Annotated in this window: 11 protein-coding genes and 1 pseudogene; 5 read left to right on the forward strand and 7 right to left on the reverse strand. The window is 67.0% G+C overall.

The genetic code is table 11. The annotated features are described in order from the left end of the window. Window positions 1-88: 88 nt before the first annotated feature. The 3 genes from ACWGI8_RS27695 to ACWGI8_RS27705 all read right to left on the reverse strand — a co-directional run bounded on the left by ACWGI8_RS27695 (window position 89) and on the right by ACWGI8_RS27705 (window position 3,236). Window positions 89-1,231, reverse strand: a complete 1,143-nt coding sequence (locus ACWGI8_RS27695; RefSeq protein ID WP_453664923.1) for an MAB_1171c family putative transporter — start codon at window positions 1,229-1,231, stop codon at window positions 89-91. Next, window positions 1,216-1,593 carry a hypothetical protein gene (locus ACWGI8_RS27700; protein ID WP_453664925.1) on the reverse strand — a complete coding sequence of 126 codons (378 nt, stop codon included), beginning with the start codon at window positions 1,591-1,593 and terminating at the stop codon, window positions 1,216-1,218. The genes ACWGI8_RS27695 and ACWGI8_RS27700 overlap by 16 nt, the downstream gene beginning before the upstream one ends. 357 nt (window positions 1,594-1,950) lie before the next feature. Next, window positions 1,951-3,236 (reverse strand): IS3 family transposase gene (locus ACWGI8_RS27705; protein ID WP_453664926.1). Its coding sequence is split into 2 segments (ribosomal slippage): window positions 1,951-2,963 and window positions 2,963-3,236, totalling 1,287 coding nucleotides; the frame shifts between segments, so codons are not numbered across the junction. Window positions 3,237-3,626: 390 nt separating this feature from the next. Between ACWGI8_RS27705 and ACWGI8_RS27710 the strand changes: the two genes are divergently transcribed. Continuing rightward, window positions 3,627-4,148, forward strand: coding sequence for a transposase (locus tag ACWGI8_RS27710; protein WP_453664927.1), 522 nt, complete (start codon window positions 3,627-3,629; stop codon window positions 4,146-4,148). A 481-nt stretch (window positions 4,149-4,629) separates the two neighbouring features. Here ACWGI8_RS27710 and ACWGI8_RS27715 read toward each other — a convergent pair whose 3' ends face one another. Then, on the reverse strand, window positions 4,630-6,006 hold the full coding sequence (locus ACWGI8_RS27715; protein ID WP_453664929.1) for a serine hydrolase: 1,377 nt from the start codon (window positions 6,004-6,006) through the stop codon (window positions 4,630-4,632). Continuing rightward, the gene (locus tag ACWGI8_RS27720) at window positions 6,003-6,263 is read right to left on the reverse strand and encodes a hypothetical protein (RefSeq protein ID WP_453664930.1); all 261 of its coding nucleotides are present in this window, start codon (window positions 6,261-6,263) and stop codon (window positions 6,003-6,005) included. The genes ACWGI8_RS27715 and ACWGI8_RS27720 overlap by 4 nt, the downstream gene beginning before the upstream one ends. A 184-nt stretch (window positions 6,264-6,447) precedes the next feature. Between ACWGI8_RS27720 and ACWGI8_RS27725 the strand changes: the two genes are divergently transcribed. Continuing rightward, a complete protein-coding gene (locus tag ACWGI8_RS27725) occupies window positions 6,448-7,392 on the forward strand; it encodes a MarR family transcriptional regulator (protein ID WP_453664931.1) in 945 nt (314 codons plus the stop codon). A 423-nt stretch (window positions 7,393-7,815) separates the two neighbouring features. Here the strand turns inward: ACWGI8_RS27725 and ACWGI8_RS27730 are convergent, their stop codons facing one another. After that, the gene (locus tag ACWGI8_RS27730) at window positions 7,816-8,190 is read right to left on the reverse strand and encodes a VOC family protein (RefSeq protein ID WP_453664937.1); all 375 of its coding nucleotides are present in this window, start codon (window positions 8,188-8,190) and stop codon (window positions 7,816-7,818) included. A gap of 385 nt (window positions 8,191-8,575) precedes the next feature. Between ACWGI8_RS27730 and ACWGI8_RS27735 the strand changes: the two are divergent. Next, window positions 8,576-8,737: pseudogene (locus tag ACWGI8_RS27735) on the forward strand (IS256 family transposase); the annotation flags it as partial. Window positions 8,738-8,930: 193 nt separating this feature from the next. On the opposite strand, the gene ACWGI8_RS27740 reads toward ACWGI8_RS27735, so the two are convergent. Next, a complete protein-coding gene (locus tag ACWGI8_RS27740) occupies window positions 8,931-9,320 on the reverse strand; it encodes a VOC family protein (protein ID WP_453664933.1) in 390 nt (129 codons plus the stop codon). 198 nt (window positions 9,321-9,518) lie between these two features. On the opposite strand from ACWGI8_RS27740, the gene ACWGI8_RS27745 reads away from it, so the two are divergent. Together ACWGI8_RS27745 and ACWGI8_RS27750 are read left to right on the forward strand one after the other, a co-directional pair. Beyond that, entirely contained in the window at window positions 9,519-10,406 is an 888-nt protein-coding gene (locus ACWGI8_RS27745; RefSeq protein ID WP_453664935.1) for a LysR family transcriptional regulator, read from the forward strand. A 327-nt stretch (window positions 10,407-10,733) separates the two neighbouring features. After that, entirely contained in the window at window positions 10,734-12,068 is a 1,335-nt protein-coding gene (locus tag ACWGI8_RS27750) for an endonuclease domain-containing protein (RefSeq protein WP_453664936.1), read from the forward strand. The last annotated feature ends 394 nt before the right edge of the window (window positions 12,069-12,462 follow it).

The following is a 12,462-nucleotide window of genomic DNA, read 5'->3' on the forward strand; positions in this document are numbered from 1 at the left end:
ACTCCACACAAGTCACGATGATCAACGGTGGCCGTACCCGTACCCCTACCAGGCCCCACCAGCAAGATCACGATCTACAGCTGGAGTACTAGGCCGGACCGGCCAGCGATGTGTGATAGGCACGGACGGCCGGCGATTGATATGCGGCGGCGATGTGCAGCAAGTGGCCGATTTCCTCGGCAAGGTCCTGTGCTCCGTCCCCAGCGAGGTTTGCTTCCTGGGCCTGCGGCGCCTGGCCCGCGCGCCGGGCATGCACGGCGGCAACCAGCCAGTAGGCGGAGACGTACGCGTCGACCAGATGCGCCTGCACATCAGCGTCCCCATCGGCACGTCGCCGGATCTGGTCGAGAGTGGCCGAGGAGACGTAGGAGCGCAGCACGATCATCGCGTCTCTGATCTCGATCACTCGTCGGTACAGCCGCAGTTGCAGCGGTACAGCCGCGGCACGCAGCCGAGTTCCCCCAGCGAAGACCACATCGGGGGTTGTGTCGGTCAGGTCCCGCCACAGCAGTTCAAGACCGCGATGCGCGCTGCGGTACCGCCACCACTGACGCAGGTGAGCAAGGAAAGGCAAGGCAGCCCCGGCTGCCATGAACAGCGCTTCGATGCCTGTGACGGGTGAGAAAATGGGCGCAAAGACCGTCGAACGGGTCGCCAGATAGGCAAGCTTGAGCACCCACAGCAGCGACGCCAGGAGGATGCCGGTGCCGAACAGGCGCAGCGCGTAACGCAGGAGTCGGGGAATGTCACGGCGGCCGTAACTCCAGCACACGAACCCACAGGTGGTGTCCGCGATCAGGTGGAAGGCAAAGAAGACCCACCAATACGCATCGGGCACACTCGGGATGTCGCTGGAAGGTGCTATCTGGTTTCGGGCATGCGGTGGCCCGCCAAGATCCAGCAGGACCAGCGTGCCCATAACCAGGACGGCGATACCGAACACAGGGACCGTGTGGCGCCGACGTCCGGCTGCCTGAAGGATGAACCACAGAACAGCGGCAGCATCAAGGATGCTCACCAAGTGCTTGGTCAGGTCGATCCAGTGGGCGTTGGGCACGAGCCGTGCCAGGACTTCGGTGACGGGTTCGAGGTGCATCGACATCGCCACCGCAATCATGACGATCGCGAACCACAGCGGTCGCTGCTCGCTTCTGCGTAGGGCCTGCGGTGTCCGGGCGATCGCCACACTCCACAGCGCGACGATGCCGATGTTCTCTAACCACGCGAGCATGGCGTCCCTTCACGACGAACACCACTCAGCCCCATCGCGGACTCCAGCCCGGCCAACATCCCGGACAGCAGCGTGGGGGCGGGGATGCGGCCGACGCTCTCCAATACCAGGGTGGCGATCATCTCTGCCTCCTGTTCCTGGAGATCGGAGTACCGCGAGCGGGGAAGCGCCTGCCGGATCGACTCCGAATCCGCCAGATCGATCCGGCGGTACAGTTGCTGGTCTCTGCCGCCTGAGCGATGGTCACACACCAGGTGCCCGATCTCGTGCAGGATGATGTGTTCTTGATGCAGCGGGCTTGTCTGGGCGTCGTACAGGACGTAGTCACCGCTGTCGGTAGCCAGCCAGATACCTGTCGGCATCTCGGGGACTGTCGGTGTGGGCAAGGGGCGCAGCTCCAGCGGGCGGCCTCGGTCCGTCGCCAGCCGGGTACACAGTTCCGTGACGGAAAATGGATCAGGTAATGGGAGACCATCGATCACCCGCTTGCACCGACGGTGCAGACGTCTCCAGTACATCTTTGTCCGCTCTTCCAGGATCGTCGGGGCTGGAGGACACATGACCCAATACCCACGCTGTCTCATTGCGGTACCCAGAAGCCGCTAGCCACACCACACCCCACTCGCCTCAGCCACAAGTGAGCCTAGAGCGCCGTAAGACCCACCGCTAGTGACTATGAACCGTTCCGACTTTCCTGCCGGTGGTTTGTTGGCCGGTGATCAGTCGGCTCGCGCTTTTGTGTCATCGTAGTGTGCTGCCTCGTACTCGGTTGGGCTGATCATGCCCAGAGTGGAGTGCAGACGGCGGTTGTTGTACCACTCGACCCACGCGGCGGTGGCGTACTCGACATCGGAGACGGTTCTCCAGGCACCGTCGTGGAAGACCTTGGTGCGGATGCACTCGGACTTGTAGAGACCGTTGATCGTCTCCGTCAGCGCGTTGTCATACGCGTCCCCGACGCTCCCGATCGAGGGCCTGATGCCCTCGATGTACAGGTGCTCGGTGAACCGCACACTCGTATATTGCGACCCGGCATCGCTGTGATGGATCAACTGACCTCGCGGGACGGGGTTTCCTTCGTGGCCGCGGCGCCACAGCGCCATCCGCAGCGGCACGTCGACCAGCTCCACGTCCTTCCTGATGGAGGCGTGCCAGCCCACGATCTTCTGGGAGAAGCAGTCCACGATGAACGCCACGTAGGTGAACGACTGGTAGGTGCGGACGTAGGTGAAGTCGGTGATCCACTTCTGGTCCGGAGCCGGAGCGGTGAAGTCCCTGTCCAGCAGGTCCGGGGCCCGGATATCGGCCGGGTTCGGGATCGTGGTTCTCGGTCTCTTCCCGCGGACGACGCCGGCCAGGCCGAGCGAGCGCATTGCACGGTCGACGGCGCCGAACCCGGCCTCGGGCAGCAGGGTCCGGCGGATCAGGGCCAGCATCTTGCGCCGCCCATAGAGCCCTTCCGGAGCCAGCACACGCTGCCCAGCCGCGTTGGTCGTGAAGGCCAGTGACCGGACAGCGTCCTCGACCTGGGCGTCACTCACGGTCCGGGCCGCGGGCCCGTTCGTGCCAGCAGCCGGGGCGCACCAGGCCCGCAAGGTTCGTGCCGCGATCTTCAGCCCCGCGGTGTTCAGCGCGGTGAGGATCGACTCGACGGCGTGACCGACCGCCTTCGTCTGATCGACGAAGGCCACGATCAGCGGTTTCGGGGGTCGAGTTCCCCCGCGAAGAAAATCGTCGCGGACTTCAGAACCTCGTTGACCTCGCGCAGCCGCTTGTTCTCCGCCCGCAGCCTGCGCAGTTCCTCGCGCTCGCCCGTGCTCACGCCCGCGGCCTGGCCGCTGTCGATCTCATGCTGGCTGACCCACCGCCGCACCGACTCCCGTGAGACGCCGAGGGACTCGGCGACCTGGACGTGGACGGCACGCTCGGAGGAGTACTCCGAACGATGCTCCGTCACCAGCCGCACAGCCTGGCTCCGAAGCGTTGAGTCAATCTTCTTGGGCATGACCCCATCCTTCCCTGCTGTCTCACAACTGAGCGGCAGAGAAGTCAGAACGGTTCACTACGCCAAAAGTCGATCAACGGCCCAAGCGGACGCTCCTCTGGACGCACCCCAAGCTCCGCACTCCCGAGGCCGCAGACTGCTGGACGTGGCTCGCGCCACCGACACGACGCGCATCGGTGAGCTTGACTCTGTCGGGGATCTTGGAGTTTCTCGGCGCGGCAGCATGATCAGCGGGCATGCTCGGATGGTTCCGATGACCGATGTAGCTGTCGAGGTGCCCGTTGTCCCTGCGCCCGCGTTCCGGTGAGCATGTACCGTCCCTGACCGCGCGGATCGCGCGGTCGAGCAACCCGGGTGGTACGACGGCGATATGGGTGCGCGATCGGCTGGATGGGCTGTGGTGCGACGAGGACTTCGCCGACTGGTTACCCGCGTGACGGGCGTGCGGGTCTCTCGCCTGCTCAACTGGCCACCGTCTGTGTGCTGCAGTTCCTGCTCGGCCTGTCGGACCGGCAGGCCGCCGAGGCGGTCCGCTGCCGCATCGACTTCAAGTACGCGATGGCCATGGAGCTGGACGACCCCGGCTTCCACCACAGCGTGCTGGCCGACTTCCGCGACCGTCTCGCCGAAGATGACCGTATCGGCAGGCCCCTATCGAGACACACCCCGCCAGCCCGGCACCGACAACGCACCATCCCCGGCCCACAGCCGACACTGCGAAATTCAGACACTCCGGTCAGAGATGTCATGAGTCAGACTCCAGACCCGGGACAGCACCCACCAATCCTCCCGCCCGTCACAGCATTCCCACCTGGAAACAGGGAGCATGCTCAATCCCAGCCCTTGGGGCGTCGTGGAACTGACACCGGCCGATCGTTCGCGACCGATTCGCAACAGGTTGCCGAGCAGTAGTACTGCTCACGGCGGGCACTCGATACGCTCACAGACGCCGCACCCGTATGACCGGTACCTGGTCGGCAGGGGCCTCACCTGTCACATTGCTGTCACCAACAACGTCGGCGCACCTGGACCACCAAGACCAAACCCGCGTGAACGGCGTCGAACTGGACCGCGTGGACGTCAGAAGACGGTTTTGCCTACGTGTGCCATGTGGTACCCAGTGAGGAACCCAGGACCAGGACAGGGGCGTCTTCTGGCCCGTCAACGCGGTATTGCAGGGTGTTCGGTGGTGTCTCGCTCACCCGTCAGACCCTCTCATCTGTCACGACAGCCCCTATGAGCGGGGGGTTGGCTGTAGCTGTCTGACCAGGTGATCCCACTACCGCCCGAGCAGGTCGCGGCCTAGCCTCGCCGGTTCTCTTGGGTACGGCGAGGCTAGGGTTCTCCACATGATGAGGGCTGGGGTCGTTGTGATTCGCGGGTGTTCGCGCGGTCACCCTGCTCGTGGGTGCACCCGGCTGTTGGTGTGGAGGTACTGAGCGGCTCCGTTGGTGAAGTCATAGATCGCGACCGTCTGGGTGTCCTCCAGTGGGTCCGCCGGCGGCATCAGGAAATGCGTGTCGCTCACCGGGAGCAGTTCGTATCTGATGCGGTCCGGTTTCTGGAGGAACTCCGCGTGCATCGGGTCGAGGGCCAAGGTCAGGTACAACTTTCCGCCTTCGGCTGATACCTCGTAGCGGGTGCCAGGGCGCTCGTAGACGCCGATGTATCGCGACGGTTCGAGGTGCAGCGTCGGGTCGGGTTGCGGCAGGTCCGGGATGGTGACTGTGCCGAGATCGGTCAGGATCTCGTTGAACACCTTGCGGTAGAGGCTCTCCCGCGGTCCGCCGTTCGTGAGCATCGCGATGGCGGTGTTCGACTCCGGCAGGATCCGCAGTCGGGCGTTCTGGCCGATCGTGCTGCCATCGCTGGCGTAGACGATTTCGCCGTGCCAGTCGCACACGATGAGACCGAGTGCCCATTGCGGCCCGAACATGTAGGGGTCGGGTACGGGCACCCGCGAGTGCATCATCTCCCGGACGCTTGCGGCCGAGAGGATCTGCTGTCCGTTCGGCTCCCGGCCTTCGTTGAGGAGGACGTGCGCCATTGTGAGCACGTCCCGGATGGTCGAGGTGATGTTGCCGCCGGGGCCGAAGGCGCGTGGCAGGTGGTCCAGCGGGGAAACGATGGGTCCCTCGTCGCGGGATCTGATCAGGTGTCCGGTCGCGGTCCGGGCTTCGTCCACCTGCTCGTGCCAACTGCTCGTACTGGTCAGGCCCATGGGGTCGAAGAGGCGGTGCCGCATGACGTCGTCCCAGGGTTTGCCGTCGAACACTTCCAGGATGCGCGCAAGAATCGCGTACCCCAGCGCCGCGCTGTATCCGTGGGTGTGACCCAGGGGGAAGACCTGCGGCGCGTCGGCGATGTTCGCGACCATGTGCCCGTAGACGTCTTCGTCTTCGCCGGGGTCGCCGTAGGCTTCCTCGATACCGTTGGTGTGGAAGAGCAGGTGACGAGGGGTGACCTTGGCGCTCGCCTCGGGATCGGCGAGGGCGAAACCGGGCAGGTAGGTCCGCACCGGCTCGTCCAGGCTGACTTTTCCCTCGTCGACGAGTTGCATGAAAGCCAGCGTGGTCCAGGTCTTGGTCATCGAGCCGCACTGGTAGACGGTGTCCGTCGTCGCGGGTTCCTGTGTCTCCACGTGTCTGACGCCGGCTGCGAACTCGGCGGTCTCTTCGCCGTGGAGCACGCCGATTGCGGCGCTCGGGATGCCGTATTCCGCCAGGAGCTCGCAGACCCGGGCCTGGATCCGCGGCATGTCGATCGTCATCGCGGGAGACCGACCGCGTTCGCGGCGTCGGCTTCGAAGTACTCCGTCGTGGCGTAGGCCCCGGCGTGCGCCTCGAAGAAGTCCCGGACACCGTCGATGGAATCGTAGGCGATGACGTTCACCGCCTTGATCCCGTCCTTGCTCGCGACCGCCAGCTTCCACTTGGCGCCCTTGGGGAGCGTGGCGTGTGCCTTCTTCAGGCCGCTCCAGAACTGTCCTTCGTCCGAGACCGTCGACACGACCATCACGTGCATCATCGCCGTCCTCCACTTTCCAGGTGAGAAAAAGCTACGTTGCTTTCAGGTTATGGGAACAGAGGTGACATGTAAAACATCCAGGTAGGAGTGGTAAGCGTTGCGCTAGAGGTGCGAGTTAATGCAACGATCTGATTCAGGGCGTTGCATTATGCTGTCGGTGAATGCAAGAGAAGGAGGTGCGCCGGTGCCAGAGGGCAGACTGACCCACGAGGACCGTCAGCGGATCGCGGCGTGGCTGGCCGACGGACTCGGGTACGCCGAAATCGGGCGACGACTCGGCCGACCGACGTCCACGATCAGCCGCGAGGTGGCACGCAACGGCGAGGGCGGCACCTATCAGGCCGACCACGCGCAGCAGTCCGCCGGCCACCGTGCCCGTCAGCGCAAGCCGGCCCGGCCAGCCGAGCCGGTATCCGACGGGCAGCCGACCGAGGAGGCACGCGACTTCGTGGACGAATTCGCAACCCTGCTGGCCGCGACCGGCCTGCCCCGGATGACCGCCCGGGTCTTCGTCTGCCTGCTCGCCGCTGACGCCGACGGGCTGACGGCGGCAGACCTCGTACGTCGACTGCGGGTCAGCCCGGCATCGGTATCCAAGTCCGTCGGCCACCTCGAAGCCATGGGGCTGGTGGTGCGCCAACCAGATCCCGCCGGACGTCGTGAGCGCTACGTCATCGACGATGATGCGTGGCTGCGGGCCTGGCAGACCGACACCGGCGCCCACAACCAGATCGCGACCACCGCACAGCGGGGCATCGAGATCTTCGGTGCCGACACGACAGCCGGCGCCCGGCTCGGCAGGATGGGCCAGTTCTTCGCCCAGCTCAGCGAGCAGATGAGCGGCAGCACCCTCGCAGAGACCGCGGTGCATGACGCACTGACCGTGCTCGCCGCCCTCGCACACGCCGGCCGGCCCCTCACCCTGAGCACACTGGCCGGCGCACTCGACTGGCCCCGGGACCGAACCGCCGCCGCCCTGGACGCGATCCAACAGCAACCGGCCATCGCCGACCCCCTCACCCTGCGGGTCATGAAGCCCCAGACGTATGACCTCACCACGAGACCGGACCGCCTGAGCCCGGCACAACGCGAAGCACTTGAGATGAGACTCCGTGACAAGAATCCGTAATCGCACCGCGCGGCCAGCCGCGCCGTGCGATGCACACAACCACCGGCCCATGGGCCAGCCCCTGACTCCCGGACAATGTGCTGCATAGCCGGGCATGCCCGGCCATCGAGCCACCCAGCCACCGAGCCCGGCGATGCTCGGCATCGGCGGCCGCCGCTCCTGCGGCCCTGCCCCGGGCTCGACGGGCAGGGCCTTTCACCGCCGCAGCCGGTGGCCCCCGCCCGTCGAGCGGGTCGAGTCAGCGTCCCTGGTCGCTGGCGGGCGAGACACGAGAGCGGACGCTCTCACTCCGGTTGGAGGTCCTCGGTAACGCCGAGGGCGGCTTCCACGACCGCTGTAGCGCCCCGGGGCAGCAGGGGGTTTCGCCGACTGGTTGCCTGGTCGGGCGCCGCGTTCTGGGTGCCCGAGCAGGCACTGCCTCGGTTACAGGTACGGGCGGGTGATCAGCTCAATCGCGTGACCGGCGGGGTCCTTGAAGTACACCCCTCGACCGCCGTGCTCGGTGTTGATCTCGCCCGAGCGCTGCATCTGCGGATCGGCCCAGTGATCGATGCCGCGATCGCACAGTCGCTGGTATGCCCGATCGAACAGCTCGTCGTCGAGCAGGAACGCGTAGTGCTGCATCTGGATCTCCACCGGCGGCTCGGCGAACTGAAGAAGCACGCCGTCGGTGAGCTGGATGTTGGTGAACGGGCCCCAGGACGGCGCTTCCGAAAGCTCCAGAAGCTCGCGGAAGAATTGAGCCGACTCGCTGCGGTCTTTGGCGGCGATAATGGTGTGGTTGAAGGTGGCTGGCATGCGGTTGACCTCGCTGTTGTTCGACACGAAATAACGGACTCGTAGTGAACGAGCACTGGGAGGTCCGCGTGCCGAACTGATGGGGTGCCATCTGCGCACCCGCTGTGCGATCAGCCCTCCACCGGGTGGCCAATCTGTGCGTGGCGTAGCGCCGGTCCGGTGTTCACGTCGGCGGACTCTACTTGATCTTGCTGGCTGCGACAACAGGTTGGCGATCGGCTGCTTGTGGTCGCGTCCCATGAAGTGGTGCAGCCGGGCGTGGTCCCGGAACGTGCGGGTGTCTGCCCGGGGCGTGCATCCGCTGACCGGGCATGCTCCCTGAGCAAGGACAGGCCATCGGGCAAGTCTCCCTGGTGAACGGGCGGTTCAACCGGAGGAGCACGCGATGGCCTTGTCCCAGTCTGAGCTGATGCGGCTGCTTGAGTCACTACGTCGGGCCGACGGAGTTGAGCCAATCAGGGTGGTGTGCGAGCGCATCCTGCAGGAGCTGATCCAGGCCAACTCCACGACGAATGGTGGGTCTTCGACCGCCACTACCTCTCCGAAGCCTCCATGGCCGAGCTTTTCACCACCCAGCCAACCCCGCCCGAACCGCAGATCACCCCGCAACCGGAATCGAAACAGCTGCCGTGACTACACCACCCAACGGGACATGACCAAGAGAAGTTGTCGATGGACACGATGGAGCGACCCGTAGGGGGTGCTGCCCGCCGATCCGCTGACCGGGCGCTCGCCGAGCATCAGGCGTCCTGCGGGTACCAGCGCAGTTCCACGGTGTTGCCGTCCGGGTCCCGCACATAGAGGGAGATCGCGGTGCCCCGGGCGCCGAAGCGCTCGCCGGGGCCGTCCACCACAGTGAAGACACCGGAATCGACGACCTGCTGCCAGTCGAGCGGCTCGACCACCAGGCAGATGTGGTCGACGTTGGACCCCTCCGGCCGCCCGTCGGGGGCCTCGACGAGGTCGATGATGGCGCTCGGGCTCACCCGTACGGACGGGAAGGGAACCCTGCCGGCCCGCCACTCCTCCACCCGCACCGGCTCCAGTCCCAGAGGGCCGGTGTAGAAGGCGAGCGAGCGCTCGACGTCGGCGACGTTCAGGACGAGGTGGTCGAAGGCGATCACGCGCATTGGTGTCTCCGCGGGGTCGGGGCGCCGGGGCGCCGGTAGTGGTACGGCGGGGCCGGCGGGCCCAGGACCTCACAGGTCCTGGGCGGTGGCCGGTCGCTGACTACCGTTGGCCCGCCGTTGACTTCAGCATCGCCGAGCATCCATACATCGATCCAACACATGTTTGTCATCCCATCCATCGTGTTTCACGATGGATGAATGGATCTCCAGCAGATGCGCTACGTCCTCGCGGTGGCGGAGACCGCGAGCTTCACCCGTGCCGCCGAGCGGTGCCATGTCGTCCAGTCCGCGCTCAGCCACCAAGTGGCCCGGCTGGAGAAGGAACTGGGCGCCCGGCTGTTCGAGCGGACCAGCCGCCGGGTGCGGCTGACCACCGCGGGAGAGGCGTTCCTGCCCGCCGCCCGCCAGGCCCTGGAAGCGGCCGAGCGGGCCCGGGCGGAGGTGGCGGCGGCCACCGGCGAGATACGGGGCAAGCTGACCGTCGGATCGATCCCCACCGTGACGGCCGTCGATCTCCCGGCGGTCCTGCGGGACTACCGCCAGCGCTACCCCCAGGTACGCATCAGTCTGCGGACCGGCTCCAGCGAGCGGCTGGTCGAGCACGTGCGCGACGGCAGGCTGGACGCGGCATTCCTCGGCGTACCGCCAGGATTCCGGCCGCAGGGCGTCCGTGACCGGCAACTCGCCCACGGGCAGCACGTCGCCGTGGTCGATCCGGGCCACCCGCTGGCGGAGGAGCACGGTGTGGACCTCCGGCAGCTCGTCGACGAGGTCTTCGTGGACTTCGCCGACGGCAGCGCCGCCCGCGCCCAGTCGGACGAGGCGTTCGCCGCGGCCGGACTGCGCCGCGAAGTCGCCTTCGAGGTGTCCGGCGTCGAGCTCATGGCCCGGATGGTCCGCCATGGACTGGGCATCGCCCTGCTTCCCGCGACATTCGCCGCCGAACTGCACGGCCTGCGGAGTGTGCCGGTCACAGACGGGCCGGTGCGGGTGGAGCGCCTCGTCTGGCGCCGATTCACCCCGTCACCCGCGGCCTCCGCCTTCCTCGCCCTGCTGGGCACCGACACGTCGCCCCCAGAAGCATGACCGCCCGTCCGGGCCGTGCACCGAGGGTCCGGCCGGGACGGGCACCCCGCGGGCCGAAGGCGCCAGGACGGCCTGCCACCGCCCCCAGTCGGCCACCGAGAACCGTTCCCTGCCCCGGCCTCGCGTGCAGACCAGGCACAGGAACGCGGCAAGCCAACAGACTCCAAGATCCTCCCGGCTCGACCAGTCTGAACTGAAGCTGCCAAAGGGTCCGAGGAGTCTTCCAGCGCGCAGAGAGGCGCCAGCGAACATCACCGCACCAGCTTCAGCCGTGCATCGAGGTGCTTGGAGACCCGTTGCCGTGTTGCAGGCCGCTAGCCTGTCGGTATGTCAGAGCGTGTCATGCCCGGTCGCACGGACGGCCTGATCACCCTGGGTGCCGCGGACGCTCTGTGGGTCGATTTGACGGCCGACAGTGCTGTGCCGACGGCTTCTGGGGCATTCACCTGCCCTCCTGCCCATGCCCGGGTGGGGTACGTCCTGCTCGGCGGCCGTGCGGTGGCGACGGTGAGGGCGAGCAGCGGTCAGTGGATTGTTCGCGAGGTTGAGGTGCGCCGGGCGGCCACGGAACTGAACGCGGTTGGGCTGGATCGGCAGGACCTGGTCCGCATCGGTCCGTTTCGTGGGGTGCCGAGGCAGGAGGGCCATGAGGAAACGCCGCTGCGTTGGCGTCGGCGCATCGCGCAGGAGCTGGGCGGTCCCGAGCGGGCGGCACGACGTGAAGTGGGCCGGCCGTACCCCCTGGCGGGGATCGACTGGCGGCAGATGCTCGTGGAGCAGACCCGCGACGGGACGCAGCGGACGTGGTGGCTGCCTCGCGCTGTGGTCAGGCTGCTGGATGCGGCCGAGCACGCCGAAACGCAGTGGGCGCACGCCGCGCGGACCCGCCGGGCAGGCGCTGCCGTCACCGAGCCGCCCTCCCTCCCTAGGCAGGCCCGAGACGTCGACGGTCGGCAGACGATGAGCCCCGAGGGCCCCACCGTCTCACTGCGCCCGTACTACGGGGAGTTGGAGGGCCGGCTGTACTCGGTGCTCAGCCGGAAGTCCGGTACCTCCCGCAGGGTGGCCGGGTGGGTGTGCGCCGTCTGCGGCACTGCGCCCGCCACCGTGCTCGACCACTGCCACGAACACGGCTACGTCCGCGCCCCCGTCTGCCAGTCGTGCAACACACAAGAGCGCCCCGACCACCTGTACAGCAACGACATCCGCGTGGCCAACCACTACACACGCCTCTTCGACACCGACACCGACGACTGGCTCCGCCACTGGCACCGCTGCCCCGGCTGCCGCGCACGCACGACCCTCCCGTTGCCGCACCTCGCCGCGTGGACCGCCCACATAGCCTGCCGGTCGCTGCGCCCGACCCACCGCGCCTCCCGCGGGCGCAAGCCCTGCGGTGTGCTGCGCGTGTCCTGGACGGGCAGTCAGAACGCGCCCCGTTCCTGCCTGCTCACGGTCGCCGTCGACTTCTGCCCCTCCGGCGAACACCGTGTCCTGGCACAAGTCCCCTACCGCGAAGCCGCCGAGCGGTTTCGCGTCTGGCTGACCGAGACGGCCCCTGCCGTGGCCGCCGCGGCCGGCCCCGACCGCCTGGACGGCCTCCCCGCCCAGTCCCGGCCCGTCATCGCGGACACCAGCGGCGAGGGCCTCGCACTGTTCTGAGCGAGCACCGGGAGACCCGACACCCCCACGCCACCTCGCAGCTCCTGGCCCCCGACACGGTCACCCCGCACATCCCAGCGAAATGCGCAGCAGAGCCCGAAAGCCGACGTTCAAGGCATCGATGCCAAGCCACAGTCGACCGCTGCAGCGCACCCATCCCCCGCAGACAGAGCCCCCGCCTACACGAGCCGACGGGGGCTCACATTAGCCACAGCGGTCTCATGCGTGTCACCAACTGTGTCGACGCACCTGAACCACAAGGCCCTGACCAGGACAAACGCTCCCGGCCTGGACCAGGTGGGAGTGTCATGAATCAGGTGTGTTCCTCCCCGAAGGAGTCACCTGATGAATACGACGACTGATCACCTGATCGAGGCCGGGGGCGGCGTGTCGC

The organism is Streptomyces sp. NPDC054841, assembly GCF_053611045.1.

What these genes read in the sequence shown, in the direction of transcription:
- ACWGI8_RS27730 (WP_453664937.1), bottom strand. Translation starts at nt 8,190, where the DNA reads ATGCCAGCCACCTTCAACCACACCATTATCGCCGCCAAAGACCGCAGC.
- ACWGI8_RS27745 (WP_453664935.1), top strand. Translation starts at nt 9,519, where the DNA reads ATGGATCTCCAGCAGATGCGCTACGTCCTCGCGGTGGCGGAGACCGCG.
- ACWGI8_RS27710 (WP_453664927.1), top strand. Translation starts at nt 3,627, where the DNA reads ATGGGCTGTGGTGCGACGAGGACTTCGCCGACTGGTTACCCGCGTGAC.
- ACWGI8_RS27700 (WP_453664925.1), bottom strand. Translation starts at nt 1,593, where the DNA reads ATGCCGACAGGTATCTGGCTGGCTACCGACAGCGGTGACTACGTCCTG.
- ACWGI8_RS27715 (WP_453664929.1), bottom strand. Translation starts at nt 6,006, where the DNA reads ATGACGATCGACATGCCGCGGATCCAGGCCCGGGTCTGCGAGCTCCTG.
- ACWGI8_RS27695 (WP_453664923.1), bottom strand. Translation starts at nt 1,231, where the DNA reads ATGCTCGCGTGGTTAGAGAACATCGGCATCGTCGCGCTGTGGAGTGTG.
- ACWGI8_RS27750 (WP_453664936.1), top strand. Translation starts at nt 10,734, where the DNA reads ATGTCAGAGCGTGTCATGCCCGGTCGCACGGACGGCCTGATCACCCTG.
- ACWGI8_RS27720 (WP_453664930.1), bottom strand. Translation starts at nt 6,263, where the DNA reads ATGATGCACGTGATGGTCGTGTCGACGGTCTCGGACGAAGGACAGTTC.
- ACWGI8_RS27740 (WP_453664933.1), bottom strand. Translation starts at nt 9,320, where the DNA reads ATGCGCGTGATCGCCTTCGACCACCTCGTCCTGAACGTCGCCGACGTC.